The sequence below is a fragment of the Parafrankia sp. BMG5.11 genome (genome assembly GCF_004337455.1).
The window spans coordinates 402,799-427,729 of the sequence record NZ_SJXI01000027.1 but is presented as its reverse complement, the minus strand read 5'-3'; the positions used below and the strand labels follow the sequence as shown (position 1 = coordinate 427,729).

The window sequence follows — 24,931 nt, the reverse complement described above, 5'->3', positions numbered from 1 at the left end:
CCACCGGTGCGGCGGGCACCGGTGGCAGACTGCGTTTTCATCGTTTCGATCAGTTCTTGGCGTCTTCGTCGACTTCCGAGAATTCGGCGTCGACCACGTCCTCGTCGGAACTGCTTTCCGACGCCGCCTCGGTCCCATCGGAGCCCTGCGCCGAAGCCTGTTCCTGGCTGTAGATCGCCTGGCCCATCTTCATGGCGAGATCGGTCAGCGCCTGCGCCTTGCCATTGATGGCGTCGGCATCGTCGCCTTCCAGCGCGGTCTTGGTTTCCGCGATCGCGCTTTCGACCTGGCTCTTGAGATCGGCGTCGATCTTGTCGCCATGCTCGGACAATTGCTTCTCGGTCGCGTGCACCAGGCTATCGGCCTGGTTGCGTGCTTCAGCCGAGGCGCGCCGCTTCTTGTCCTCTTCAGCGAACTTCTCGGCATCCTTGACCATCTGGTCGATGTCGTTGTCGCTGAGCCCGCCCGAGGCCTGGATGCGGATCTGCTGTTCCTTGCCCGTGCCCTTGTCCTTGGCCGAGACGTTGACGATGCCGTTGGCGTCGATGTCGAACGTGACTTCGATCTGCGGCACGCCGCGCGGCGCCGACGGAATGCCGACGAGGTCGAACTGACCAAGCAGCTTGTTGTCCTGCGCCATCTCGCGTTCGCCCTGGAACACGCGGATGGTCACCGCCTGCTGGTTGTCCTCGGCGGTCGAGTAGGTCTGGCTCTTTTTCGTGGGGATCGTCGTATTGCGGTCGATCATCCGGGTCATGATCCCGCCCAGCGTCTCGATGCCGAGCGACAGCGGCGTCACGTCGAGCAGCAGCACGTCCTTCACGTCGCCCTGCAGCACACCCGCCTGGATCGCCGCGCCCATCGCGACAACCTCGTCCGGGTTTACGCCAGTGTGCGGTTCCTTGCCGAAGAACTCCTTCACGAATTCGCGAACGCGCGGCATCCGGGTCATGCCGCCGACGAGCACGACGTCGTCGATGTCGCTGGCCTTGAGGCCGGCATCGGCCAACGCCTTCTTCATCGGCTCTTTCGTGCGTTCGATCAGGCTGCCGACCATCTTCTCCAGATCGGCGCGGCTGATCGTTTCGACCAGGTGAAGCGGCGTGGTGCTGCCGCCTTCCATGCGCGCGGTGATGAAGGGAAGATTGATCTCGGTGGTCTGCGCGCTCGACAGCTCGATCTTGGCCTTTTCGGCGGCTTCCTTGAGCCGCTGCAGGGCAAGCTTGTCGGTGCGGAGATCCATGTTCTCCTTCTTCTTGAACTGGTCAGCCAGCCATTCGACGATCGAATTGTCGAAGTCTTCACCGCCGAGGAAGGTGTCGCCGTTGGTGCTCTTCACCTCGAACACGCCGTCGCCGATCTCGAGGATTGAGACGTCGAACGTGCCGCCGCCAAGGTCGTAGACCGCGATGGTCTTGCCGTCGTTCTTTTCCAGGCCATAGGCGAGCGCGGCTGCGGTCGGCTCGTTGATGATGCGCAGCACTTCAAGGCCGGCGATCTGGCCGGCGTCCTTGGTCGCCTGGCGCTGCGCGTCGTTGAAGTACGCCGGCACGGTAATCACCGCTTGGGTGACCTTTTCGCCCAGATAGCTTTCGGCGGTTTCCTTCATCTTCTGCAGGGTGAAGGCGCTGATCTGGCTGGGGGAGTAATCCTCGCCGCCGGCCTGGACCCACGCGTCGCCATTCTTGCCCTTGACGATCGTATAGGGGACCAGCTCGGTGTCCTTCCGGGTCACCGGGTCATCGAAGCGGCGGCCGATCAGGCGCTTGACCGCGAAAATGGTGTTGTCGCCGTTGGTGACGGCCTGGCGCTTGGCCGGCTGACCGATCAGCCGTTCGCCGTCCTTCGTGAAGGCGACGATCGAGGGCGTGGTGCGCGCGCCTTCCGAATTCTCGATGACCTTGGGCTTGCCGCCGTCCATGACCGCGACGCAGGAATTGGTGGTGCCGAGGTCGATCCCGATAACTTTTGCCATGGTTTCCCTATTGCCTTCTCTGGTGTTGGACACCGCCCATCCGGCCTCCCGCGTCTGCGGCAAGGCCTGTCGGCGGCTCGATTAACGCGGGCGATATAGGTGCGCTTTCGCTTGGCACAAGAGAGCTTGGGCGCTACGCGAACGGCGCCAGCAAGGGGGAGAAAACGATGCCGGGCAAGCTGTTTGCAGTCGCGCTGATGGGCGCTGCGCTGACCCTTTCGGGATGCGGCGAGAGCCCGGAACAACCCGCCGCCACTGATGCCGTCGGCATCCCCGGCATGAAGATTTCGAACGCGCGCATGGTGCTGGCGCCGGTGCCGGGCAATCCTGCAGCGGTGTATTTCGACCTCGCCTATGACGGGGATCGCCAGGTCGCGCTCAACCGCGCGGAAGTCACCGGCGCAGCCAGCGCGGCGTTCCATGACTACGCCGAGTTCGAAGACATCCGGCAGATGCAGGAGATGCTACCGGTGCCGCTCAAGAAGGGCGACCGGATCACGTTCGAGCCCGGCGGCAAGCACCTGATGGCGATGGATGTGTCACCCGACCTCAAGCCCGGCGGCACGACCGAGGCGGCGGTGATCGTTTCCGGTGGCAAGAAGCAGACATTCGCGGTGGAGATCCGCGCAGCCGGGGATGAGCGCTGAACCAGGCGAATGACGAACTCGGAATAGAGAGCCACTCCGCGCCGGCCTGCCCGGTGGGCGGGGAACGGCGGTTGACGGGCGGCGAGGTCGACCTTGCGCGCAGTGTCTTTGGCAGCGCCATCGATTATGCCCGCGTCACCATCCGGCGGCGCAAGTTCTTCCCCTTCCAGCCGCGTCACACCACCATGGCGCCGCGCGGCCACCTGCACTTCCACCCGCGGGGGACCGGCTACTGCGACGATTTCGGTCGCGCGGGTCGCGTGGCGCAGGGATTGTTTATCCACGAAATGACGCATGTGTGGCAAACGCAGACACTCGGCGAGTGGTACCTGGTGCTCCACCGCCACCCGTTCTGCCGCTACGACTACAGCTTTAAGCCCGGTTGGCCGCTTGAACGCTATGGCATCGAGCAGCAGGCGCAGATCGTGAAGCACGCGTTCTGGCTGCGCAACGGGGTGAAGGTGGCAGGCGTTGGCGATGCCGCCGCGTATGATCTGCTGGTGCGGTTTCCGGGGACGGTCTGACGCGGTCGGCTTGAGCGATACGGTTTCGCTTGATACCATCTGCGCATCGATCCGGGCGGCCCAACCCGCGCCCGGCATACGGTGCAATCCATGGAGCTATCTGACTACGGCATGTCGCGGACTCGCGGCTTTCTCTCGCATTACGAGATCGACGAGATCGCCCTCCCCTCCCAATTTGACGAAGTAAAAGACGCCGCCGGCAACCTGTCCGGCCTGCTGTCCACCGGGCGCGTGCGCCACTGGCTCGACCAGCTCGCCGACCCGACGCTAGAAGACTGGGCGCGTGAAGCCGCGGAGGAAGAGGTCCGCACCGCAATGGTCCACTACAGCTTCCTGGTGCAGGCTTACGTCTGGGGCGAACCTCTCCCGCCAGAGCATCTGCCGGCCAATCTCGCCCGCCCGATGGTGGCGATCGCAGACCGCTTGGGCCAGGCGCCATTGCTGCCGTATTCCGCCTACGTGCTCGACAACTGGTCGCGGCTCGACAAGGCGGGGCCGATCAGCCTTGAAAACATCTACATGGTCCAGAACTTCCTCGGCGGGGCCGATGAAAACTGGTTCGTGATGATCCATGTCGCGATCGAAGCGGAAGCCGGAGTGCTGCTCGACAACGCGGCGCGGCTGGTCATGATTGCGCAGCAAGGCGACGCGGCCGAAGCGGAGCGACTGCTGATCGAGATGGATGCCGCGTGGGAGCGGATCTATGGCCACTTCAGCCGCATGACCGAGCGATGCGATCCGTACATCTACTTCCATCGGGTGCGCCCCTACATCCACGGGTGGGCCAACAACCCGGCGCTGGCTGGCGGCGGGTTGATCTACGACGGCGTGGAGCGGTTCGAACGCAAGCCGATGCCGTATCGCGGCCAGACCGGCAGCCAGTCAAGCATCGTCCCGGCGATGGACGCACTGTTCCAGGTGGGTCATTCGGACGATCCGCTGCGGCAGTTCCTCGACGAACTGCACCACTACCGCCCTGTGCCGCATCGCCGCTTCATCGAAGACATCGCGGCGCAGTCCACCTTGCGCGCGTTCGTGGCGGGCTCGGCATCGCAAAGCCTCAAGGACGCGTTCAACGCCTGCCTCAACCAGACGGCCCGCTTCCGCACCCGCCACCTTGAATACGCGGCGAGCTACATCAATAAGCAGGCAGGCAGCATTGCCGGCAACGATCCCGATGTCGGCACCGGCGGCACGCCGTTCATGAAATACCTGAAAAAACACCGCGACGAAAACCGCGCGCAGCTGGTGTGAAATATGCTTGCTCCCCGGCAAAACAGTCTCTGCCGGGGAGCAACACGCAGGTTGATCAGGGAGTAATTAAGGCTTCTTCGCGACCGCCACCATCGCCGGTCGCAGCAGGCGGTCCTTGATCATCCAGCCGGTCTGCATTTCCTGCACCACGGTGCCCGCTTCCACGCTGTCACTAGGCACCTCCAGCATCGCCTGGTGCTGGTTGGGATCGAGCGGCAGCCCCATCGAGGCGATCCGGGTGATCCCGTGCTGGGCGAATACTTTTTCGACTTCGCGCTGAGTCGCTTCGATACCGGTGACCAGCGCCTTCATGCGCGGATCGTCGTGGAGTTCACCCGGGATGGCATCAATCGCGCGCACCAGGTTGTCGTACACCGACAGAATATCCCGCGCGAAGCCGGTCGCGGCATAGGCGCGAGCGTCGACGATATCCTTTTCCATGCGGCGGCGCACATTCTGCGTTTCCGCCTTGGCATAGAGCGTTTCCTGCTTCGCGGCTTCGAGGTCGTTCCTCAACGCCGCGAGCGCCTCTGACACGTCGGAACCGCTTTCCGTCGCGTCTTGCGCTTCGTCGAGCATGTCGGCTGGGACGCCGTCGAGTTCCTTGGCCACGGCTTCATCCTCGGGGCGTGAATCTTGGTCTGCGATCATTGTTTTTTCGTGGTTATCCGATGATCTTGCCCAGTGATCGGGCGGTGAAATCCACCATGGGGACAACGCGCGCGTAATTCAACCGGGTGGGGCCGATGACACCCACCACGCCGACCACCCGGCCCTCGCGATCGCGGTAGGGCGATGCGATGACGGAGGATCCCGACAGGGCGAACAAGCGGTTCTCGCTGCCGATGAAGATACGGGTCGCCTGCGCCTCCCGCGCGGCCTCCAGCAGCGTGGCGACCTCCTGCTTGTCCTCCAGGTCGTCCAGCAACTGGCGTACCCGTTCGATGTCACCAAGCGCCGCCTCGTCGAGAAGGTTCGCAGCGCCGCGGACGATCAGCACCGGGCGGCGCGCGGCGTCCTCGCTCCACACGGCAAGCCCGCGTTCGACGAGGTCGCGGCTGGCCGCGTCGAGCTGGCTTCGGCCCGTCGCAAGCTCGGCGCGCATGGCGGCGGCGGCTTCGGCCAGCGTTCGCCCGGCAAGGCGCGCGGTGATGAAGTTGCCCGCCTGCTCAAGGGCGGAGGGGCCTGCCGGGGCGGAAAGCTCGATCACCCGGTTCTCGATTCCGCCATCCTCTCCCACCAGCACCGCCAGCGCCCGGGTCGCGCTAAGCGGGACGAGAGTCAGCTGCGCCAGTCGCGGCTCCTTGCGCGGTACCATGACCATGCCGGCAGCCCCAGAAATATCCGACAGCAAGGCACTGGTCGCCTCCAGCGCGGCTTCGATCGGACCGGGTGCGGCGAGACGCTTTTCGATCGCCTGCCGCTCCTGCCGGGTGGGTTCAGCCACCTGCATCATCCCGTCGACGAACAGCCGCAGGCCCACGTCGGTCGGCATGCGTCCAGCGCTGGTGTGCGGCGCGGCGAGCAGGCCCAGGGTCTCCAGCTCCGCCAATACCGAGCGGATGGACGCGGGCGACAGGTTCAGCCCGGCATCGCCGGCAAGCGTTTTCGATCCCACCGGCTGTCCGCTGGTGAGGTAGCCTTCCACCACGAGACGGAAGATATCGCGGGCGCGAGTGCTGAGTTCGGTGACGGGCGGCGTGGCCATAGCCGCTCACTCTAGAGCCTGTCCTTGCAGCCTCAAGGGCGAAGCGCCTAACGCGGCGCGAACGACTCATCAAAGGAATGACCCATGCGACCATCCGGCCGCGCGCCCGACGAGATGCGCGCCATCACCATCGACACCGGCTTCACCGTTCATGCGGAGGGTTCGTGCCTCGTCAGCTTCGGTGATACCCGGGTGATCTGCACCGCCAGCGTAGAGGAGCGGGTGCCGCCGTTCCTGCGCGGCAAGGGCCAGGGCTGGGTCACGGCCGAGTACTCGATGCTCCCGCGGGCGACTCATACGCGCGGCCAGCGCGAAGCGGCCAAGGGCAAGCAGAGCGGACGAACGCAGGAAATCCAGCGGCTGATCGGGCGCTCGCTGCGCTCGGTGGTGAACCTGAACAAGCTCGGCGAGCGGCAGATCACGCTCGACTGCGACGTGATCCAGGCCGACGGCGGGACCCGCACCGCCTCCATCAGCGGCGCATGGGTCGCCCTGCGGCTGGCGGTCGACGGCTTGATCAAGAAGGGCTTGCTGGTCGAAGACCCGATCGAGGCAAAGATTGCCGCGATCAGCTGCGGAATTCACCAGGGCACCCCCGTGCTCGACCTCGATTATGCCGAGGACAGCAATGCCGATGCCGACGCCAATTTCGTGCTGATCGAGGGCGGCAGGATTGCCGAAGTCCAGGCCACGGCCGAGGGCGCGACGTATGACGAGGAAGGGCTCTTGCGGCTGCTCCGACTTGCGCAGATCGGTTGTGCCCAAATCTTCCGGGAGCAGGAGAGCGCCACTCGATGACCCGGCGGATCGGTTCCGGCACGGTGGTGATTGCCACCCACAACGCGGGCAAGCTGAAGGAAATCGGCGCGCTACTGGAACCGTTCGGCGTCAAGTGCATCTCGGCCGGATCGCTGGGGCTGCCCGAACCGGCGGAAACCGGCACCAGTTTTGTCCAGAACGCGCTGATCAAGGCGCGAGCGGCGGCGGAGGCGTCAGGGCTCGCCGCGCTGGCGGACGACAGCGGATTGTCAGTGGCGGCGCTGGACGGGCGCCCGGGGGTCTATACCGCCGACTGGGCCGAACGGCAGTGGTTCGAAGGGGAGCCGGGCCGGGACTGGTACATGGCGATGGGCAAGGTCGAAGGCCTTCTCGCGGCCAAGGGTGCCTCTGCCCCGCGCAACGCATGGTTCATCTGCGTTCTCGCGATTGCCTGGCCCGATGGCGAAAGCGCGGTGTACGAAGGGCGTGTCGACGGCGCACTCACCTGGCCGCCGCGGGGCACGCTGGGGTTTGGCTACGACCCGGTGTTCGTGCCTCATGGGCGCGAGGTCACCTTCGCCGAGCTCGATCCGGAGGAAAAGCACCGCATCAGTCACCGCGCAGATGCGTTCGAGAAGCTGGTTGCCGATCAGTTCGGCTGATGTGCTAGAGTACGGCGGCACTAGCGAAACCTGAAAGCACCCGATGGCGCGCGCGCTTTACATTCACTGGCCGTTCTGCGCGCGCAAATGCCCGTATTGCGACTTCAACAGTCATGTCCGCGAAAGCGTCGACCATGCCGCGTGGCAGGCGGCCTTGATTGCCGACATGCGCCACGAGGCGCAGATCGCCGGTGGGGAGCCGCTGCAGTCGGTGTTCTTCGGCGGCGGCACGCCCAGCCTGATGCCTCCGGCGCTGGTGGCGGCACTGCTCGCGGAAGCGGAGCGGTGGTGGGGCTTCGCGCCGGACGTGGAGATCACGCTGGAGGCCAATCCGTCATCGGTCGAAGCGGCGCGGTTCGAAGGGTTGGCCGCGGCGGGTGTGAACCGCGTGTCGCTGGGGCTGCAATCACTCGAAGATTCCGCGCTCAAGTTCCTAGGAAGGCTACATAATTCCGCCGAAGCGCTGGCTGCGCTCAAGTTGGCGCACAAAAGGTTCAACCTGGTCAATGCGGACCTGATCTATGCCCGTCCGGGACAGACTCCGGCCGATTGGCGCGATGAACTGTCGCGCGCGCTGGACCTCGGCACCGGACACCTCTCGCTTTATCAACTCACGATCGAGCCCGGCACCCGCTTCGCGACCGATGTGCGCCTGGGTGCCTTCGCCCCGCTGGAGGACGATCCGGCGGCCGACCTGTTCGCGCTGACCCGCGAACTCACGGCAGCGGCGGGGTTGCCGGCATATGAAATCTCCAACCACGCCCGCCCGGGCGAAGAGAGCCGGCACAACCTCGCTTACTGGCGCTACCAGGATTACGTCGGGATCGGACCGGGAGCGCACGGCCGGCGGCGGGGCAGCGCGACGGTGCGGCACAAGAAGCCGGAAAACTGGCTGGCCGCGGTGGCGGAGCGGCGGCACGGCATTGCCGAGGAACGATCGCTCGCGGCCCGTGAGCAGGCCTCCGAGGCGCTGCTGATGGGTTTGCGGCTGGCCGAGGGGGTGGACCTGGCCCGGCTGTCGGAGCGGCTAGCCGTCCCGGCGGAGGAGCTGGTCGATCCGGCACGGCTGCAGTTCCACACCTCGCTCGGGCTCGTGCGGCAGGAAGGGACGCGGGTCTTTGTCACCGACGCGGGGATGCCGCTGCTTGATGCGCTGCTGGGCGAGCTGGTTCCGGTGGAACTGGTCGCGGCGTGAGCAAGGCCGACCTGCTGGAGGCCTGGGGCGAGCATCTGCGCAACGGCCGGCGCCGATCCCCCCACACGGTCCGCGCCTATCTCGCGACTGCGGACAGGTTGTTGACCGAAGAGCAGATCGGCGATTGGCGGCGCGCCGCCGCGCTCGATGCCGCCGCCCTCCGCCGCCAACTGGCGCTGCGCCGGGCCGACGGTCTCGTGAACACCTCGGCCGCGCGCGAACTATCGGCGCTGAAGGGCTTCGTCGCATTTGCCCGGACGCAAGCCGGGGAAGAGAGTACCGCGCCCCGTCTGCGCGGCCCGCGGATCAAGAAGGGCTTGCCCCGCCCGATCACCCCGGACGAAGCGGTGAACCTGGCCGAACTGGTCGACCATAATGCCGCCGAAGACTGGATCGGAGAGCGCGACCGCGCAGTGCTGCTGCTGATGTACGGCGCTGGCTTGCGGATCGCGGAGGCTCTGTCGCTGACGGGCGGCAGCCTGCCGCTGGGCGAGACGCTGACCGTGACCGGCAAGGGCGGCAAGCAGCGGATCGTGCCGCTGATCCCGTTGGTGCGGGAAGCGGTGGCCGCTTACGCCGCGAAATGTCCCTGGCCGCTGCTAAAGGAACAGCCGCTGTTCCGCGGCGCCAAGGGTGGACCGCTGGGCCAGGGCATGGTGCAAAAGGCGGTCGCGCGCGCGCGCATCGCGCTGGGCCTGCCGGCAACCGCCACGCCTCACGCCCTGCGCCACAGCTTTGCCACCCACCTGCTCAGCGCCGGAGCGGACTTGCGATCGTTGCAGGAACTGCTCGGCCACGCGAGCCTGGGCTCGACCCAGATCTACACCCGCGTCGATGCCGCCACCCTGCTCGACACATACCGGCGGGCGCACCCGCGCGGCTAGTCGCCGGTGCGGTCCGCAGCGGGGCGCGGCTTCCAGGTGAGCACGCGGTACGCGTAGCCCAGCACCGCCAGCGCGATCAGCCCCACGATGATCCACCCCATCGCGGATTCGTATTCCTCCAGATACCGGGCGAGGAACGTGCCGCCCAGGATCAGCAGCGCGTTCCAGATCGCCGACCCGGCGGTGGTGAACAGCAGGAAGCGCCACACGCTCATGTGCGCAAGGCCGGCCGGCAGCGAGATCATCGTGCGCATGAACGGACTGAAGCGGAGGAAGAACACCACCCATTGGCCGTGTTTCTGGAAAAAGGCCGTCGCGCGTTCGACGTGTTCGAAATCGATCGTCAGCCACCGGCCCCACCGCTCCACGAACGGTTGGGTCCGCTCATATCCCCAGCGGTCCCCGATCCAGTACCAGGCGTAATTGCCCGCCACCGTGCCGAGCGTGCCCCACACCATCAGCGGCCAGAACGCCATGTCACCGCGCGCGACCAGCACCCCGCCGATGCCCATGATCACTTCGGACGGGATCGGCGGGAAGATGTTTTCCAGCGCCATCAGCACGAAGATGCCGAAATAGCCGCCCTTCGCGATCGCTTCGATGATGATTGAATGCATGGGGCTGACAACGACAGGGTGGCGATTGTTATCCCTGCCCCATTAGTCGACCTGCGAGCGATCGCCCTTCCCGGCGCCGCTGCGCCTGCGGCCTAGGCTTGCCGGGCGAGAACAGGTAATGCGAACGCGATGGAGGAAAAACCACCCGTTCCCCCCGCCCCGCTTCCCGCCTCGGAGCGCGAGCTGTTCGCCTCGATTGCCCTCAGCCCGATCGCGACCGTCATCACCAATCCACGGCTGCACGACAATCCGGTGGTCGCGGCGAACGACGCCTTCTGCGCGCTCACCGGCTATCGTCATTCGGAGATCATCGGGCGCAACTGCCGGTTCCTGGCCGGGCCGACCACCGAACCCCACCTGACCGAGCGGATTCGCGCCGCGATCCGCTCGCCCGCGGCCACGCTCACCGAACTGGTCAACTATCGCAAGGACGGCACGCGCTTCCGCAATACGGTGCTGATCGCCCCGATCCTGGACGGGGACGGCTCGCCCGCGTGGTTCCTGGGGTCGCAGGTGGACGTCAGCACGGCAGAGGATGCTCCGGACGTGCTCCGGCGGCAGCGGGCCCGCGACGCGGTGGAGGCGCTGTCCCCCCGCCAAAGGCAGGTCCTAACCGAAATGGCGCATGGTTATCGCAACAAGCAGATCGCATGGCGGCTCTCGATCAGCGAACGAACGGTCAAGATGCACCGCGGCCTGATGCTGGAGAAGCTGGGCCTGCCCACGTCTGCCGACGCGATCCGGCTGGCGATCGAGGCGGGACTGTAGCCCTTCGAGATACGGTACAAAGTCCATGTAACCAGCCCCAGAACGGGTTCCTATCTTTGCGTCACACAGACGCCATCGAGGACCCGCCCATGAAGCTTTCCGTCGCCGCCGCACTGGCACTTTCCGTCGCCCCGCTTGCCGCCTGCACCACGATGATGGACGGCGGCATGGCGACGCAGACCGCGTTCGTCGGTGGGGCCGAGATGTTCCCATCGCGCAATATCGTCGAAAACGCCGTCAATTCGCCGATCCACACCACGCTCGTCGCAGCGGTCAAGGCTGCCGGGCTGGTCGACACTTTGTCCGGGCCCGGTCCGTTCACCGTGTTCGCACCGACCAATGATGCGTTTGCGAAGCTGCCCTCCGGCACGGTCGACACCCTGCTCCAGCCCGCCAACCGCACCCAGTTGCAATCGGTGTTGACGTACCACGTGGTCCCTGGCCGCGTGAGCGCAGCCGAACTGGTCGAGATGATCCGGGCCGGCGGCGGCACGGCGCGGCTGACCACGGTGCAAGGCGGCGTGCTGACCGCCAGCATGATGGGCAACCGGGTGATGCTGACCGATGCCGCCGGCGGCATGGCCCACGTCACCCAGGCCGACGTGTTCCAGTCGAACGGCGTGATCCACGTGACCGACGCGGTTTCGCTCCCCGGCTAAGCCGCCACCTGTTCTCAAAAGTAGTAGTGACCTGAAAGGAATGTCGATGAAGACCCTCATGACCGGCGCGGCGCTTGCCGCCGCCCTGACTCTGGCCGCGTGCGATGCCCCGGCTGAAACCACCACCCCCGCCGCCACCGATGACATGGCGATGGCCGAAGAGACCGCCGGCGATACCACACCGGCCGGTGGCACGATCGTGGAACTGGCGCAGAGCAACGCCGACCTGTCCACGCTGGTTTCGGCGGTTCAGGCAGCGGACCTTGGCACCACGCTTTCCGGGGCGGGACCGTTCACCGTGTTCGCGCCGACCAACGCCGCGTTCGAAGCCGTGCCGCAGGCCGCACGTGACCAGCTGATGAGCCCCGCCGGCAAGCAGGACCTGACCGGCATCCTCACCTATCACGTGGTCGCCGGCGAAACGATGAGCCCCGCGCTGATCACGGCCATCGAAGGCGCCGGTGACGCAGGCTACACCATCAAGACCGTCAATGGCGCGAACCTCACCGCCACCCTCGAAGGCGGCAAGGTCGTTCTGACCGACGCCGCCGGCAACAAGGCGACCGTCACCCAGACGGACGTCGATGCCTCCAACGGCGTCGTGCATGTCATCGACAAGGTGCTGATGCCCGAGTGAGTTAACAGAGGCTGTCGCCCTTTGCAGCCTCGCGGCGGCGGGTCCTTTCGGGTCCGCCGCCGTTCTCGTTTACCAATGCAGCCAGCGTCAGGCGGACAGGCGCGCCTCGATCGCGTCCCAGATCCGGCCGGCGGTGTCGGTGCCGTTGAAGCGGTCGATGGCGACGATGCCGGTGGGGCTGGTGACGTTGATCTCGGTCAGCCACCGGCCGCCGATCACGTCGATGCCGACGAAGATCAGGCCCAGCTCCTTCAACCGCGGGCCCATCGCGGCGCAGATTTCTTCCTCGCGCGGGGTCAGCCCCGTCGCTTCGGCGCTGCCGCCCACGGCCAGGTTGGAACGGAACTCCCCCTCCCCCGGCTTGCGGTTGATCGCGCCGGCCACCTCGCCGTCGATCAGGACGATGCGCTTGTCGCCCTGCGCGACCTCGGGCAGGAACGGCTGGACCATGTGCGGTTCGGCCCAGGTCTGGTTGAACACCTCGAACAGGGCCGAGAGGTTGTCGCCATCGGCCGGCACGCGGAAGATCGCCTTGCCGCCGTTGCCGTGGATCGGCTTTACCACCACCGCGCCGTACTGCCGCTGAAACGCGCGCACTTCCTCGGCCGAGCGGGTGACCAGCGTCGGCGGCATGAATTGCCGGTAATCGAGCACCATGACCTTTTCGGGCGCGTTGCGGACGCTGACCGGGTTGTTCACCACCAGCGTCTCGCCCGCGATCCGTTCGAGCAGGTGCGTGGCGGTGATGTAACCCATGTGGAACGGCGGGTCCTGCCGCATCAGCACCACGTCGATGTCGCGCCCCAGGTCGAGCCGCCGCGCCTCGCCGGCGGTGAAATGGTCGCCCGTCACCGGCTGCACCCGCACGGGACGCGCCGGTGCGGTTAGGCGGTCGTCGGCGTCGAGCGTGAGGTCCCCGGCGTCGTAGTGGAACAGCTCGTGCCCACGCGCCTGTGCGCTCAGCATCAGCGCGAAGCTGGAATCGCCGGCGATGTTGATGCTTTCAAGCGGGTCCATCTGGACCGCGACGCGCAGGGTCATCCGTTTTCCTTTTCAGGGCTGCCAGGCGTTGACGATGTGCTGCGGCAGGCAGTCTGGCGCAAGCAGGATCACGTCGATCCGCAGGTCTTCTCCGCCGCTCGCGTATTCGTGCGCGACCGCTTCCACCGCGGCGGCGACGCGGCGAAGGCGGTACTCGTCGATCGCGAGCGCAAGCTCTTGCGCGTTCCTGCGCCACTTCACCTCGACGAACGCGACCACGCCGGCGCGGCGCGCCACCAGGTCGATTTCGCCCAGCGGCGTCTTGCGCCGGCGGTCGAGGATCGCCCACCCCTTGGCCTGCAGATACAGCTCCGCCGCTACCTCGCCCTTGCGCCCGGCGGCTTCGGCGCGCTGGCGCTTCACCCGGCTTTCAGCTCGAGCGCGCGGGCGTAGAGATCCTTGCGGTCCAGCCCCGTCGCCCTGGCCACCTGCGCGGCGGCCTGCGACGGCTTGAGTGTCTCCAGCGCCTCGACCAGCAGCGCCTCGGCATCGGACGCATTCGGCGCGTCGTCGCCAGGCGGGCCGATCAGCAGGACGATCTCGCCCTTCGGCGGATGCGCGGCATAGTGGGCGATTAGCTGTTGCGGAAAGCCGGTGCGGCATTCCTCATGCAGCTTGGTCAGTTCGCGCGCGACCGCGACCTCGCGTCCCGGCAGCACGTCGCCTATCCCAGCAAGCGCCTTCAGCAGGCGCGGCGCGGTTTCGTAGAACACCAGCGTCGCGGGCACTGCCGCGAGATCGCGCAAGGCATCGGCGCGGGCCTTGTCCTTGACCGGCAGGAAGCCGGCGAACAGGAACTTGTCGTTAGGCAGGCCCGACAGCGTCAGCCCCGCCACCGCCGCGCAGGGGCCGGGCAGCGTCACGATCGCAATCCCCGCCGCGCGCGCTTCCCGCACCAGGCGGTATCCCGGGTCGGACACCAGCGGAGTGCCCGCATCGCTGACCAGCGCGACGGAGCGGGTGTGCATCGATTTCACCAGCCGCGCGCGGTCCTTGTCGCTGGCGTGGTCGTCATATCGCCACAGCGGCTTCGACGCGCCGAGGTGCTTCATCAGCTTGCCGGTGACGCGGGTATCCTCGCACGCGACCCCGTCGCACGCCCGCAGCACCTCGGCCGCGCGCAGGGTGATGTCGCCAAGATTGCCAATCGGCGTCGCCACGATGTAGAGGCCGGGAGACAGAGTTGCGGGCGCGCGGGTGGACACGGCCGGCCTCATGAACCAGCGATACGGGGAGCGGCAAGCATGAACGTTGCCAAGACAGGCGGATTGATCGATCGGCGCAAGCTGATCGCGGTGGGCGGCGCGATGCTGCTCGCCGGGTGCAAGATCATCCCCGGCGGCGGCGTTTCTAAAAGTCCGGACCCGGTCCCGACCCCCACGCCAAGCGCCAATATTCCCAGCCCGCTGCCAACCGACACCGCGCGCCACCGGGTGGCGCTGCTGGTGCCGATGTCGGGCACCAACGGCGCGGTCGGCCAGTCGATCGCCAACGCCACCACGATGGCGCTGCTCGACACCAGTGCCGAAAGCCTGCGCATCACCACTTACGATACCGCCGGCGGCGCCCGCGCGGCAGCGCAGCGCGCGGTGGCCGAGGGTAACAAGCTGATCTTGGGGCCGCTGTTGTCCGAAGATGTCGGCCAGGTGCTGGCGGAAGCGCGCCCCGCCAACGTGCCGCTGATCACCCTGTCCAACGATACCGCGGTCGCCGGTCCGGACGTGTTCGTGATGGGCCAGGCACCCGAGCAATCGATCCAGCGCACGGTGGATTACGCCCGCTCGCGCGGGTCCAGCCGCTTTGCCGCGATCGTCCCCGAAGGCGAATACGGCCAGCGCGCCGCCGCCGCGCTGCGCGCCTCGGTCATCACCGCCGGCGGCACCGTGGGCGCGGTCGAAACCTATGCGCGGGGCAACACGTCGGTGGTCAGCGCCGCCAGCCGCCTGGCGGCGAAGGGCGGCTACGATGCGGTGCTGATCGCCGACGGCGCGCGGTTCGCCGCGCAGGCCGCCACGGTGCTGAAGCCGCGCGCCACCGCCGGCGTGCAACTGCTCGGCACCGAGCTGTGGAGCGGCGAGAGCGAAGTCACCCGCGCGGCCGGGCTGCGGGGCGCGTGGTTCTCGGCCATGTCCGACGCGCGGTTCAAGCGGTTCTCCGACAGCTACAAGGCTCGCTTCGGCGGTGCGCCCTACCGCGTCTCCACGCTGGGGTATGACGGGGTGCTGCTTGCGCTCAGGATCGCGCGCGACTGGAAACCGGGGCGCAGTTTCCCGGTCGCCCGCCTGCGTGACGAAGGGGGGTTCCTGGGCCTCGACGGCGCGTTCCGCTTCGGCCGCAACGGCGTGGTGGAGCGGACCATGGAAGTGCGCGAGGTCCGGAACGGCCAGGTGGTGATCGTCGATCCTGCGCCCGCTGCCTTCGGCAACTGACGATAACCCCGTGGCCTGCTTGAAGCGCGCAGCGCCCGCTGCGTATAGCTGAACCCATGTCCGACGATCTGTTCGCCAACACCCCCGCCACCAGCGGCGACTACGATGCATCCTCGATCGAGGTGCTCGAAGGGCTGGAGCCGGTGCGCCGCCGGCCGGGCATGTACATCGGCGGGACCGACGATCGCGCGCTGCATCACCTCGCCGCCGAAGTGCTCGACAACGCGATGGACGAAGCGGTCGCGGGGCACGCTTCCCGGATAGAGGTAGCGCTCGATGAGAACAACCGCCTGACCATCGCCGACAACGGCCGCGGGATGCCGGTGGCCGAACACCCCAAGTTCCCGGGCAAGTCGACACTCGAAGTGATCATGTCGATGCTGCATTCGGGCGGCAAGTTTTCGGGCAAGGCCTACGCCACCAGCGGCGGCCTGCACGGCGTCGGCGTGAGCGTGGTCAACGCGCTGTCCAGCCACACCCGGGTCGAAGTCGCGCGCGACCGGCAGCTCTACGCCCAGGAATTCTCGCGCGGGGTGACGCAGGGACCGCTGCAGGAACTGGGGCCGACCCCGAACCGGCGCGGCACCACCGTCAGCTTCACGCCGGATACCGAGATCTTCGGCGACCGCGACTTCAGCCCCAAGCGCCTGTTCAGGCTCGCCCGGTCGAAGGCGTATCTCTACGCCGGCGTCGAAATCCGTTGGAAGTGCGCCGCCGCGCTCGCCGCCGACGATGTTCCGGCCGAAGCAGTGTTCAAGTTTCCAGGCGGCCTGTCGGATCACCTTGCCGAACAGATCGGCGGGCGCGAGTGCGTGACCGCGCAACCGTTTGCCGGCACGCAGGACTTCCCCCCAGACGAAACAGGTGGCTCACAGGGCCGCGTGGAATGGGCAATCGCCTGGCCGCTGTGGTCGGACGGATCGTATTCCTGGTACTGCAACACCGTGCCGACGCCCGATGGCGGCACCCACGAACAGGGCCTGCGCGCCGCGCTGACCAAGGGCTTGCGCGCCTTTGCCGACCTGATCGGGCAGAAGAAAGCCAAGGACCTGAGCGCGGACGACGTGATCACGGGTTCCGAGATCATGCTCAGCGTGTTCATCCGCGACCCGCAATTCCAGAGCCAGACCAAGGACCGCTTGACCAGCCCCGAGGCCGCGCGGCTGGTCGAGAACGCGGTTCGCGATCATTTCGACCATTACCTGACCGATAACATGGAGCGCGGGCGCGCGCTGCTCGGGTCCGTCATGGAGCGGATGGACGAACGCCTGAAGCGCAAGGCGGAACGCGAGATCAAGCGCAAGACCGCGACCAATTCCAAGAAGGTCCGCCTGCCCGGCAAGCTGACCGACTGCACCGGCGAAGGCAGCGGCGAGACCGAACTGTTCATCGTGGAAGGCGACAGCGCCGGCGGCAGCGCCAAGCAGGCGCGCGATCGCAAGACGCAGGCGATCCTGCCGATCCGCGGCAAGATCCTCAACGTGGCGTCCGCCAGCGCCGACAAGATCCGGGCCAATAGCGAAATCGCCGACCTGACCCTGGCGATGGGCTGCGGCACCCGGAAGGACTGCAACGCCGATCAGCTGCGGTACGACCGGATCGTCATCATGACCGATGCCGATGTCGACGGCGCGCACATCGCGACGCTGCTGATGACCTTCTTCTTCCAGGAAATGCCCGACGTGGTGAAGCGCGGGCACCTGTTCCTGGCCCAGCCGCCGCTGTACCGCCTGACCGCGGGCAAGGAGAGCGCCTATGCCCGCGACGACGCGCACCGCGCCGAGCTGGAGGCGACCCGGTTCAAGGGCAAGAAGGTCGAGGTCAGCCGCTTCAAGGGCCTGGGCGAGATGAACCCGCAGCAGCTCCGCGAAACGACGATGAACCCAGCCAGCCGTAGCCTGATCCGCATCACCCTGCCGCCTGAGCATGAGCAGCGCTTCGCGGTGCAGGAACTGGTCGACCAGCTGATGGGCCGCAACCCGGAACACCGGTTCAACTTCATCCAGAACAACGCCGCCGAATTCGACCGCGAGCTGATCGATGCCTGAGCGCCGTCAGGGCCTCCGCGGGCTGTTGCGGTTCGAAGGCAATCGCCCGGTCGTGGTGCTGCTGGCTGCCGGCCTGGCGCTGCTGGTCATCGCGATCCTGGTGTCGATTCAGGCGTTGTCGCAGGTGACCGCCACCGGCGAGCGCGTCGAACAAAGCCTGCGCGTGCAGGCCGAACTCAATCGGTTGATCAGCATCAACGAGCGGGTCGAGACGGCGCGCCGCGGCTACCTGTTGTCCACGCAGTCCGACATGATCGACATCCTGCAGGAGAGCCAGGCGCAGTTCACCGCCTCGGTGGCAGAGCTGCGCGGCCTGGCGGGCGAGAGCAGCGACCAGATTGCCGGGATCGAAGAAATCGAGCGCCTGCGCGCCGCCCGCGAGGAAGCGATCAGCCAGAGCATCCTCAGCCCCTATACAGTCGCCGCCTCCGCCCGGGAGAACGGGCTTGCGCAGGAGGCCGGGACATTGATCACCCGGCGCATTCGCACGATCACCGATGTGATGCGAGAGCGCGAGGCAGCGCTGCTGTTCAACAACGCGCGCGCGCAGTCCGCCTCGCAGAGCCGGTTCTATGTCATCAGCGGCGGGGCCACCGCCTTGCTGCTGCTCACCCTGATTGCGGTGATCGTGCTGATGCTGCGCTTCAACCGCGATCTCGGGATCGCGCAGGTCCGGCTGCGCCAGGCCAACGAGGGGCTGGAAGCCGCGGTCAACGCGCGAACCCTGGAACTGACCCGCGCCAACGAGGAAATCCAGCGCTTCGCCTACATCGTCAGCCATGACCTGCGGTCGCCGCTGGTCAACGTGCTCGGCTTCACGTCAGAGCTGGACGAGGCGCGCAAGATCATCCGCAAGTTCCTGGCCGAACTGTTCGAACGCGATCCCGACCTGCGCGACCAGGCGGTCTGGCTGGCCGCTGACGAGGATCTGCCCGAGGCGCTCGATTTCATCCGCAAGTCGACCGAGAAGATGGATCGGCTGATCAATTCGATCCTGGAGCTGTCGCGCCAGGGGCGGCGTCCGCTGACCCCCGAACTGCTCGACATGGACGCGGTCGCGGATGGCGTGGCCGCCTCGCTCTATCAACGGGCCGAAACCGCGGGGGCCGAGATCGTGATCGAGCCGCTGCCAGACGTTCACAGCGACCGGATCGCGGTGGAGCAGATCCTGTCCAACCTGACCGAGAACGCGCTCAAGTACCTCAGCCCCAAGCGTCCCGGGCGGGTGGAGATCAGCGGCCGCAAGGTCGGCCCGCTGGTGGAGATCGCGGTCAAGGACAACGGCCGCGGGATCGATCCGGCCGATCACGAAAGGGTGTTCGAACTGTTCCGCCGCGCCGGCACGCAGGATCAGCCAGGCGAAGGGATCGGCCTCGCCAACGTGCGCGCACTTGCATACCGGCTCGGCGGGACGATCCGGATCGAGTCTCAACTTGACGAAGGCGCAACATTCACGCTTTCGTTGCCGCTACGGTTCACGGCAGGGGAAACAGTCACATGAACGCGCATCAACCCGTCGGCATCGTGATGATCGAAGACGATGAAGGCCATGCCCGCCTGATCGAGAAGAACATCCGCCGCGCCGGTATCTCGAACGACATCAAGCATTTCGCCGATGGCACCAGCGCGCTCGAATACCTGTTCAACGACACGACCGGCCCGGTCCACAATGGCCCGTGCATGGTCCTGCTCGACCTCAACCTGCCGGACATGAGCGGCACCGCGATCCTGGAAAAGATCAAGAGCAACGACAAGCTGCACCGCACGCCAGTCGTCGTGCTGACCACCACTGACGACAAGGTGGAGATCCAGCGGTGCTATGACCTCGGCTGCAACGTCTACATCACCAAGCCGGTGAACTACGAAAGCTTCGCCGACGCGATCCGCCAGCTGGGCCTGTTCCTGGCGGTGATCCAGGTGCCCGAGGTCGAGTAACCATCACCGCGCCGCGGATCCTCTACGTCGATGACGACGACGGCCTGCGCCGTCTGACCCAGCGCGCGCTCGGCCGCCGCGGGTTCGAGGTAGAGGTCGCCGACAGCGCCGACGCAGGCCTGGCGCGCCTGAAGGAGAGCGCGTTCGATCTCGTCGCAATCGACCATTACATGCCCGGGAAAAGCGGGCTGCAGCTGCTGGACGAAATCGTCGCCCTGCCCGATCACCCGCCGGTGGTGTTCGTGACCGGCAACGATGACACCGCCGTAGCGGTCAAGGCGATCCACGCCGGCGCGCTCGATTTCGTGGTCAAGATCGTGGGCGAGAGCTTCTTCGACGTGCTCGACAGCCGCTTCCGCCAGGCGCTTTCGCGCGCCGAGCTGGAGCGAGCCAAGCGGCAGGCCGAGGCCGATCTCATCGTCGCGAACGAGCGGCTGGAGCTGCTGGTGCGCGAAGTGCATCACCGCGTGTCCAACAGCCTGCAGATGGTGCTGGGATTCGTGTCGATGCAGGGCAGCCAGTCGCCCGATCCGGCGGTGCGCGCCGCGCTGGACGAGATCCAGAACCGGATCAAGGCGATCAGCAAGGTCCACCAGCGGCTCTATACCCGCGAGGACCTGTCCTCGATCGACCTCGACGCCTACCTCACCAACCTGGTCGATGACCTGCGCGACAGCATTCCGAACCATTCGGCCAACATCCGCCTGGAACTCCAGACCGAGCCGGTCACGGTGCCGCCGGACACCGGCGTGTCGATCGGAGTGATCGTCAACGAACTGGTGAGCAACGCGGTCAAGTATGCCTTTCCCGATGGCGCGGAGGGGGTCATCGCGGTGCGCCTGGAAGCGCAGGACAAGGGCGGCTTCAGCCTGACGGTGACGGACAATGGCCAGGGGATCGACCGCGCGGGCTCGCCCACGGGCACCGGCATGGGTACCCGCATCGTCGATGCCATCGCCCGCAGCCTGCACACCGCGCTGGAGGCGATCGACCAGGCTTCCGGCACCGCGCTCAGGCTGACTGTCGCCGGGCCTCCCTCGAGCAGCTGACGCTCGCGCCCGATCCCTGTTGCAACGACCGCGGCAGCCAGCCAAGAGCGTCTTCGGGAGGATCTTTCATGCTTGCTCGTTTCGCGCTGCCGCTGGCCCTGTTCAGCGTGCCGGCCATCGCTCAGCCCGCGCCGCAGCCGATCCCGCCGGCCGTGCAAGCCGCGGCGGACGGCATGGCCGAGGTGCTGCTCGGCAAGCGACCGGCGGCCGAGGTATTCTCGCCCGCGTTCCTGGCCGCGGTGCCGGCAGACAAGCTGGCGGCGCTGACGGCGCAGATCGCAGGTCAGTTCGGTCCGCTGGAAGGCCTTGAAGGCGTCACGGCGACCGGTCCTGCCAGCGGCGTGATCGCCTTGCGGTTCGCCCGTGCCATCTACAGCGGCCCGTTCGCGGTGGATGCTGACGGCAAAGTCGCCAACCTGCTGCTCAACGATTACAAGCCGGTGGGGGACGACACCGCGACGATCCTGCGCGACGTCGCGGCGCTGCCCGGCGCGGCGGGCGTTCTCTATGCGCCGCTTGACGGCGGAGAACCGCTGCTGGCGCTGAACGCCGATCGCCAGCTCGCGATCGGTTCGACCTTCAAGCTGTATGTGCTGGCGGCGCTGGCGCGGCAGGTTGAGCAAGGCACGCGCAAGTGGGATGAGGTCGTGACGCTAGACGACCTGCGCTCTTTGCCGAGCGGGCAGATGCAGGACTGGCCCGCGGGTGCGCCAGTCACGCTGCAAACGCTGGCGACGATGATGATCTCGATCAGCGACAACACCGCGACCGACCAGCTGATCCGCTTGGTGGGACGCGATGCGATCGCGGAAGAATTGCGGGCAAGCGGCCATTCGGCCCCCGCCCGGACCCTGCCGTTCCTCACCACGCGAGAGGCGTTCGCGCTGAAGGCCGATCTTGCGCGCGGAACGCGGTACGCCGGAATGAGCGAGCCCGAGCAAACAGGCGCGCTGGCAGCGCTGGGGCGCGAATTCGCCGCCGACCCGGCGACGGTCGCCGCGCCAACGTTTACCGCGCCGACCCTGATCGACGGCGTGGAATGGTTCGCCAGCCCCGATGACCTGCGCAAGCTGCTCGGCCGGATCGTCGCGCTGAAGGATCCCACTGCCCGGAAGATCCTTGCGGTCAGCCCCTCGATGCCCGCCGCCCAGCGCAAGAACTGGGCGTTCACCGGGTTCAAGGGCGGGTCGGAACCGGGCGTGATCAACGGCACCTGGCTGCTGCAGAAGCCGGGCGGCCAGTGGCGCATCCTGACGATGAGCTGGAACAATCCCGCCGCGGCGGTCGACCAGGCGACGCTCGAATTGATCGCGCAACGTATCCTGGCCTTGCCCTGACAGGATCACCCGCTTACCGCTTACGTAAACTGGCAAGGGAAGATTCCGGTATGGTCGAGCGTTTCGAGGGCACCAGCAACTACATCGCGACCGAAGACCTGAAGGTCGCGGTCAACGCGGCGGTGACCTTGCGCCGGCCGCTGCTGGTCAAGGGCGAACCGGGCACCGGCAAGACGGTGCTGGCGTACGAGATCGCCAAGGCGGTGGGCGCGCCGCTGATCGAATGGAACGTGAAGTCCACCACCAAGGCGCATCAGGGGCTGTACGAATACGACGCCGTGGCCCGCCTGCGCGATGGCCAGCTGGGTGACGAGCGGGTCCACGACATCCGCAACTACATCAAGCGCGGGAAGCTGTGGGACGCGTTCACCTCCCCCACCCTGCCCGTGCTGCTGATCGACGAGATCGACAAGGCCGACATCGAGTTTCCCAACGACCTGTTGCAGGAACTCGATCGCATGAGTTTCGACGTGTACGAAACGCAGGAAACGATCGCGGCCAAGGAACGGCCGATCGTGGTGATCACCTCGAACAACGAAAAGGAACTGCCCGACGCGTTCCTGCGCCGGTGCTTTTTCCACTATATCAAGTTTCCCGACCGCGACACGATGCGCGAGATCATCGAAGTCCACTTCCCCAACATCCAGAAGATCCTGGTGACCAAGGCGATGGACGTGTTCTACGAAATCCGCGACGTGCCGGGTCTGAAGAAGAAGCCTTCGACCAGCGAGCTGCTCGACTGGCTCAAGCTGCTGCTGAACGAAGACATGCCGCTAGACGTGCTGCAGGACCGCGACCCGACCAAGGCGATCCCGCCCCTTCACGGCGCGCTGCTGAAGAACGAGCAGGACGTGATGCTGTTCGAACGTCTCGCTTTCATGGCGCGCCGGGGGGCCTGACAGCCCCTTCCCGGTAGTCGGCCCCAGCGGCGCCGGCCACTAAGTAATAGCCCGCGCCCGGTTTTCTTCGCGCGCCAAGCCCGTTATCACCTCTGCAAAAGGGATCGCAGAGGTGACGGAAATTCGGTGATGGGGGAAGAACGCAGGGACGACCGCCACGATATCGAGGTGTGGGGGCATTACCGCACACCCAACGGGCTCAAGCGTGATGTGCCGGTCAAGGACCTGTCGGAGACCGGCTGCCGGTTCTTCGACAAGTTTTCGAGCTTGCTGCCGGGGGCCGAGATCACCCTGCGGATCGAATCGCTCGGGCCATTCCAGGCGACCGTGCGGTGGCAGGAAGGCGGCTATGTCGGGGTCGAATTCCAGAACCGGCTGTACGGTCCGATGTTCGATCACATCCGCCTGCGGCTGAGCCGCTAGGGCTCTCGCCTACAGGACGTAGGCGAGCTCGAAATCGCCCCACCGGCGACCTTCGATCACCAGCGGCACATAGACGTTGCGGACCACTTCATAAGTCCGCCCGTCCCCCTCCTGGCGATAGACCGCCATCATGTAGGGATCGCTGCTCGCCTTGGCCTTGCGATCGATTGCGTCGAGGATGATGCGCCCGTTGCGGCAGAACTTCGTGTCGTGCGCGAGGTCGCCGGTCGGCGCGCGCGAGCGGTCGGTGATGTGGGTCGGCAGGAACCCTTGCATGTCGGCCTGGCTGCACATCTTCACCGCCCCGCCTTCTGCCACGACGCGGTCGTTCACCGGGCGCCAGTTGGCATCGGCCCAGTCGCTGAGCGACGTGCGGAAGCGCTTCGGGTTGCTGCCCGGCACCTCGCGATAACCCTGGTCGAACAGTACTGCGGAGGTGAGCTTGCCTTCGCGCACGGCGGTTTCCGCCCGCTCGACGATCTCGCGCGCGAAGCCTTGCGCCTTGTCGACCATCGCGCTGTCAACGGGGGAGAGCCCCGCCTTGACGATCTCGTCGAACATCGCGCTGGCGGTCAGCTCCAGTTCCTCGATGCGATTGTGCGCGGCAGACAGCTTGCTCTCGTTCTCGATCGCGGCGCGGTCGAACGAATCGAGCACCGTCTGCACGGCATGGACATGGTTGCTGATCGTCGCGGTCGCCCGCGTGATCTGGTCATTCTGGCCGTCGACCTCGACGATCAGTTCGTTGACGACGCGCATGGTGTGGTGGATCTGCCCGACCGAAGTCTTGGCGGTGCCGCTTTCCCTGGCTCCGCGCTCGATCTTGGCGATCACCTCGTCCGCTTCCTTGCCCAGCGTGTCGATCGTGCGGCCGATTTCCTCGGTGGCGCGGCGGGTGTCGTTGGCCAGGCTCTTCACCTCGCTCGCCACCACTGCAAAGGTGCGGCCCGCGTCGCCTGCGCGCATCGCCTCGATCGTGGCGTTGAGCGCGAGGATGTTCGTCGTTTCGGCGATCTGGTCGATCTCCTGCGCGCTGCGGCGCACCTGCGCCATCGCGGCGGCGAAGCCGGTGACGTGGACCGTCAGGGTTTCGACCAGTTCGAGCAGGCCGGTGATCTGATCGAGCGACGACTGGATCAGGCTGGAGCCCTCCCCCAACCGGTCGATCGCCCGTTCGGACAGCAGGCGCGCCTCGTCACTGGCCTGCGCGACCTTCATCTGATCGGTTTCCAGCCCGGCCACGGTTTCCTGCAGCGCGGCGTGTTCGGCGCGCAGTTTCTCCGACGAGACCATCACCGCATGGATGATTCCCGCCACATCGGTGCAACCCACCGTCACTTCGCCGCACGAGGCGGAAATGCGGTCGATGCCGCGCGCAGAGGTCACGTCGATTGCCTGGTGTTCCATGTTCGCCCGAGAGCCCCCGTTATTCGTTGCCGCGGGATTAAGCGCCGATGGTTAGCAACTCTTTAAGCAGCCCC

At 66.5% G+C, this 24,931-nt stretch carries 26 protein-coding genes; 18 read left to right on the top strand and 8 right to left on the bottom strand.

The features are described 5' to 3' along the window. Nucleotides 1-49: 49 nt before the first annotated feature. A complete protein-coding gene (dnaK, locus tag E0504_RS20100) occupies nt 50-1,975 on the bottom strand; it encodes a molecular chaperone DnaK (protein ID WP_131625719.1) in 1,926 nt (641 codons plus the stop codon). A 167-nt stretch (nt 1,976-2,142) separates the two neighbouring features. Between dnaK and E0504_RS20095 the strand changes: the two genes are divergently transcribed. The 3 genes from E0504_RS20095 (at nt 2,143) to E0504_RS20085 (ending at nt 4,400) form a co-directional block, all read left to right on the top strand. Then, complete coding sequence (locus E0504_RS20095; protein ID WP_131625500.1) at nt 2,143-2,622, top strand: copper chaperone PCu(A)C; 480 nt, start codon at nt 2,143-2,145, stop codon at nt 2,620-2,622. 71 nt (nt 2,623-2,693) lie between these two features. Continuing rightward, a complete protein-coding gene (locus E0504_RS20090; protein WP_207974532.1) occupies nt 2,694-3,146 on the top strand; it encodes a hypothetical protein in 453 nt (150 codons plus the stop codon). 90 nt (nt 3,147-3,236) lie between these two features. After that, entirely contained in the window at nt 3,237-4,400 is a 1,164-nt protein-coding gene (locus tag E0504_RS20085; RefSeq protein ID WP_131625498.1) for an indoleamine 2,3-dioxygenase, read from the top strand. Nucleotides 4,401-4,466: 66 nt separating this feature from the next. Here E0504_RS20085 and E0504_RS20080 read toward each other — a convergent pair whose 3' ends face one another. Together E0504_RS20080 and hrcA are read right to left on the bottom strand one after the other, a co-directional pair. Beyond that, nucleotides 4,467-5,051 carry a nucleotide exchange factor GrpE gene (locus E0504_RS20080; RefSeq protein WP_131625497.1) on the bottom strand — a complete coding sequence of 195 codons (585 nt, stop codon included), beginning with the start codon at nt 5,049-5,051 and terminating at the stop codon, nt 4,467-4,469. Between the two features lie 13 nt (nt 5,052-5,064). Beyond that, nucleotides 5,065-6,108 carry a heat-inducible transcriptional repressor HrcA gene (gene hrcA / locus E0504_RS20075; RefSeq protein WP_131625496.1) on the bottom strand — a complete coding sequence of 348 codons (1,044 nt, stop codon included), beginning with the start codon at nt 6,106-6,108 and terminating at the stop codon, nt 5,065-5,067. Between the two features lie 84 nt (nt 6,109-6,192). On the opposite strand from hrcA, the gene rph reads away from it, so the two are divergent. From rph to E0504_RS20055, 4 genes are read left to right on the top strand one after another with little or no spacing between them, the layout of a single operon-like run. Then, nucleotides 6,193-6,906 (top strand): ribonuclease PH, encoded by a 714-nt coding sequence (rph, locus tag E0504_RS20070; protein ID WP_131625495.1) that lies wholly within the window; start codon nt 6,193-6,195, stop codon nt 6,904-6,906. Further along, nucleotides 6,903-7,529 carry an RdgB/HAM1 family non-canonical purine NTP pyrophosphatase gene (gene rdgB, locus E0504_RS20065; protein WP_131625494.1) on the top strand — a complete coding sequence of 209 codons (627 nt, stop codon included), beginning with the start codon at nt 6,903-6,905 and terminating at the stop codon, nt 7,527-7,529. The genes rph and rdgB overlap by 4 nt, the downstream gene beginning before the upstream one ends. A 43-nt stretch (nt 7,530-7,572) precedes the next feature. Beyond that, the gene (hemW, locus tag E0504_RS20060) at nt 7,573-8,724 is read left to right on the top strand and encodes a radical SAM family heme chaperone HemW (protein WP_131625493.1); all 1,152 of its coding nucleotides are present in this window, start codon (nt 7,573-7,575) and stop codon (nt 8,722-8,724) included. Then, the gene (locus tag E0504_RS20055; protein ID WP_131625492.1) at nt 8,721-9,608 is read left to right on the top strand and encodes a tyrosine recombinase XerC; all 888 of its coding nucleotides are present in this window, start codon (nt 8,721-8,723) and stop codon (nt 9,606-9,608) included. Before hemW ends, E0504_RS20055 begins: the two co-directional genes overlap by 4 nt. Here E0504_RS20055 and E0504_RS20050 read toward each other — a convergent pair. After that, nucleotides 9,605-10,225 carry a DedA family protein gene (locus E0504_RS20050; protein WP_131625491.1) on the bottom strand — a complete coding sequence of 207 codons (621 nt, stop codon included), beginning with the start codon at nt 10,223-10,225 and terminating at the stop codon, nt 9,605-9,607. The genes E0504_RS20055 and E0504_RS20050 overlap by 4 nt on opposite strands. A gap of 129 nt (nt 10,226-10,354) precedes the next feature. Between E0504_RS20050 and E0504_RS20045 the strand changes: the two genes are divergently transcribed. The 3 genes from E0504_RS20045 to E0504_RS20035 all read left to right on the top strand — a co-directional run bounded on the left by E0504_RS20045 (nt 10,355) and on the right by E0504_RS20035 (nt 12,289). Then, nucleotides 10,355-10,993: a LuxR C-terminal-related transcriptional regulator gene (locus E0504_RS20045; protein WP_131625490.1), complete on the top strand. Its 639-nt coding sequence runs from the start codon at nt 10,355-10,357 to the stop codon at nt 10,991-10,993. Between the two features lie 89 nt (nt 10,994-11,082). Continuing rightward, nucleotides 11,083-11,652 (top strand): fasciclin domain-containing protein, encoded by a 570-nt coding sequence (locus E0504_RS20040; protein WP_207974529.1) that lies wholly within the window; start codon nt 11,083-11,085, stop codon nt 11,650-11,652. 46 nt (nt 11,653-11,698) lie between these two features. Continuing rightward, the gene (locus E0504_RS20035) at nt 11,699-12,289 is read left to right on the top strand and encodes a fasciclin domain-containing protein (protein ID WP_207974528.1); all 591 of its coding nucleotides are present in this window, start codon (nt 11,699-11,701) and stop codon (nt 12,287-12,289) included. Nucleotides 12,290-12,376: 87 nt separating this feature from the next. Here the strand turns inward: E0504_RS20035 and gshB are convergent, their stop codons facing one another. Genes gshB through rsmI form a run of 3 tightly spaced genes read right to left on the bottom strand, consistent with a single transcriptional unit; the run spans nt 12,377 to nt 14,547 of the window. Beyond that, nucleotides 12,377-13,330 carry a glutathione synthase gene (gene gshB / locus E0504_RS20030; protein WP_131625488.1) on the bottom strand — a complete coding sequence of 318 codons (954 nt, stop codon included), beginning with the start codon at nt 13,328-13,330 and terminating at the stop codon, nt 12,377-12,379. A 12-nt stretch (nt 13,331-13,342) separates the two neighbouring features. Then, on the bottom strand, nt 13,343-13,693 hold the full coding sequence (locus tag E0504_RS20025; RefSeq protein ID WP_131625487.1) for a YraN family protein: 351 nt from the start codon (nt 13,691-13,693) through the stop codon (nt 13,343-13,345). Continuing rightward, nucleotides 13,690-14,547: a 16S rRNA (cytidine(1402)-2'-O)-methyltransferase gene (rsmI, locus tag E0504_RS20020; protein ID WP_131625486.1), complete on the bottom strand. Its 858-nt coding sequence runs from the start codon at nt 14,545-14,547 to the stop codon at nt 13,690-13,692. The genes E0504_RS20025 and rsmI overlap by 4 nt, the downstream gene beginning before the upstream one ends. 27 nt (nt 14,548-14,574) lie before the next feature. On the opposite strand from rsmI, the gene E0504_RS20015 reads away from it, so the two are divergent. The 8 genes from E0504_RS20015 to E0504_RS19980 all read left to right on the top strand — a co-directional run bounded on the left by E0504_RS20015 (nt 14,575) and on the right by E0504_RS19980 (nt 23,450). Continuing rightward, nucleotides 14,575-15,759, top strand: a complete 1,185-nt coding sequence (locus E0504_RS20015) for a penicillin-binding protein activator (protein ID WP_207974526.1) — start codon at nt 14,575-14,577, stop codon at nt 15,757-15,759. 56 nt (nt 15,760-15,815) lie between these two features. Continuing rightward, complete coding sequence (gene parE / locus E0504_RS20010) at nt 15,816-17,807, top strand: DNA topoisomerase IV subunit B (protein WP_131625485.1); 1,992 nt, start codon at nt 15,816-15,818, stop codon at nt 17,805-17,807. Next, entirely contained in the window at nt 17,800-19,308 is a 1,509-nt protein-coding gene (locus tag E0504_RS20005) for an ATP-binding protein (RefSeq protein ID WP_131625484.1), read from the top strand. The genes parE and E0504_RS20005 overlap by 8 nt, the downstream gene beginning before the upstream one ends. Continuing rightward, nucleotides 19,305-19,742, top strand: coding sequence for a response regulator (locus tag E0504_RS20000; protein WP_131625483.1), 438 nt, complete (start codon nt 19,305-19,307; stop codon nt 19,740-19,742). The genes E0504_RS20005 and E0504_RS20000 overlap by 4 nt, the downstream gene beginning before the upstream one ends. A gap of 2 nt (nt 19,743-19,744) precedes the next feature. Continuing rightward, a complete protein-coding gene (locus tag E0504_RS19995; protein WP_131625482.1) occupies nt 19,745-20,791 on the top strand; it encodes a sensor histidine kinase in 1,047 nt (348 codons plus the stop codon). A 68-nt stretch (nt 20,792-20,859) separates the two neighbouring features. Then, nucleotides 20,860-22,128 (top strand): serine hydrolase, encoded by a 1,269-nt coding sequence (locus tag E0504_RS19990; protein WP_131625481.1) that lies wholly within the window; start codon nt 20,860-20,862, stop codon nt 22,126-22,128. Nucleotides 22,129-22,178: 50 nt separating this feature from the next. Further along, nucleotides 22,179-23,027 carry a MoxR family ATPase gene (locus E0504_RS19985; protein ID WP_131625716.1) on the top strand — a complete coding sequence of 283 codons (849 nt, stop codon included), beginning with the start codon at nt 22,179-22,181 and terminating at the stop codon, nt 23,025-23,027. 129 nt (nt 23,028-23,156) lie between these two features. Next, on the top strand, nt 23,157-23,450 hold the full coding sequence (locus tag E0504_RS19980) for a PilZ domain-containing protein (protein ID WP_243657562.1): 294 nt from the start codon (nt 23,157-23,159) through the stop codon (nt 23,448-23,450). A gap of 9 nt (nt 23,451-23,459) precedes the next feature. On the opposite strand, the gene E0504_RS19975 is transcribed toward E0504_RS19980, so the two are convergent. Next, a complete protein-coding gene (locus E0504_RS19975) occupies nt 23,460-24,857 on the bottom strand; it encodes a methyl-accepting chemotaxis protein (RefSeq protein WP_131625479.1) in 1,398 nt (465 codons plus the stop codon). Nucleotides 24,858-24,931: the final 74 nt, after the last annotated feature.

Excerpts from the sequence above, each read along its gene's own strand:
- dnaK (WP_131625719.1), bottom strand. The coding sequence starts at position 1,975 with ATGGCAAAAGTTATCGGGATCGACCTCGGCACCACCAATTCCTGCGTC.
- E0504_RS20095 (WP_131625500.1), top strand. The coding sequence starts at position 2,143 with ATGCCGGGCAAGCTGTTTGCAGTCGCGCTGATGGGCGCTGCGCTGACC.
- E0504_RS20085 (WP_131625498.1), top strand. The coding sequence starts at position 3,237 with ATGGAGCTATCTGACTACGGCATGTCGCGGACTCGCGGCTTTCTCTCG.
- E0504_RS20080 (WP_131625497.1), bottom strand. The coding sequence starts at position 5,051 with ATGATCGCAGACCAAGATTCACGCCCCGAGGATGAAGCCGTGGCCAAG.
- hrcA (WP_131625496.1), bottom strand. The coding sequence starts at position 6,108 with ATGGCCACGCCGCCCGTCACCGAACTCAGCACTCGCGCCCGCGATATC.
- rph (WP_131625495.1), top strand. The coding sequence starts at position 6,193 with ATGCGACCATCCGGCCGCGCGCCCGACGAGATGCGCGCCATCACCATC.
- rdgB (WP_131625494.1), top strand. The coding sequence starts at position 6,903 with ATGACCCGGCGGATCGGTTCCGGCACGGTGGTGATTGCCACCCACAAC.
- hemW (WP_131625493.1), top strand. The coding sequence starts at position 7,573 with ATGGCGCGCGCGCTTTACATTCACTGGCCGTTCTGCGCGCGCAAATGC.
- E0504_RS20050 (WP_131625491.1), bottom strand. The coding sequence starts at position 10,225 with ATGCATTCAATCATCATCGAAGCGATCGCGAAGGGCGGCTATTTCGGC.
- E0504_RS20045 (WP_131625490.1), top strand. The coding sequence starts at position 10,355 with ATGGAGGAAAAACCACCCGTTCCCCCCGCCCCGCTTCCCGCCTCGGAG.
- E0504_RS20040 (WP_207974529.1), top strand. The coding sequence starts at position 11,083 with ATGAAGCTTTCCGTCGCCGCCGCACTGGCACTTTCCGTCGCCCCGCTT.
- E0504_RS20035 (WP_207974528.1), top strand. The coding sequence starts at position 11,699 with ATGAAGACCCTCATGACCGGCGCGGCGCTTGCCGCCGCCCTGACTCTG.
- gshB (WP_131625488.1), bottom strand. The coding sequence starts at position 13,330 with ATGACCCTGCGCGTCGCGGTCCAGATGGACCCGCTTGAAAGCATCAAC.
- rsmI (WP_131625486.1), bottom strand. The coding sequence starts at position 14,547 with ATGAGGCCGGCCGTGTCCACCCGCGCGCCCGCAACTCTGTCTCCCGGC.
- E0504_RS20015 (WP_207974526.1), top strand. The coding sequence starts at position 14,575 with ATGAACGTTGCCAAGACAGGCGGATTGATCGATCGGCGCAAGCTGATC.
- parE (WP_131625485.1), top strand. The coding sequence starts at position 15,816 with ATGTCCGACGATCTGTTCGCCAACACCCCCGCCACCAGCGGCGACTAC.
- E0504_RS20005 (WP_131625484.1), top strand. The coding sequence starts at position 17,800 with ATGCCTGAGCGCCGTCAGGGCCTCCGCGGGCTGTTGCGGTTCGAAGGC.
- E0504_RS20000 (WP_131625483.1), top strand. The coding sequence starts at position 19,305 with ATGAACGCGCATCAACCCGTCGGCATCGTGATGATCGAAGACGATGAA.
- E0504_RS19990 (WP_131625481.1), top strand. The coding sequence starts at position 20,860 with ATGCTTGCTCGTTTCGCGCTGCCGCTGGCCCTGTTCAGCGTGCCGGCC.
- E0504_RS19985 (WP_131625716.1), top strand. The coding sequence starts at position 22,179 with ATGGTCGAGCGTTTCGAGGGCACCAGCAACTACATCGCGACCGAAGAC.
- E0504_RS19980 (WP_243657562.1), top strand. The coding sequence starts at position 23,157 with ATGGGGGAAGAACGCAGGGACGACCGCCACGATATCGAGGTGTGGGGG.
- E0504_RS19975 (WP_131625479.1), bottom strand. The coding sequence starts at position 24,857 with ATGGAACACCAGGCAATCGACGTGACCTCTGCGCGCGGCATCGACCGC.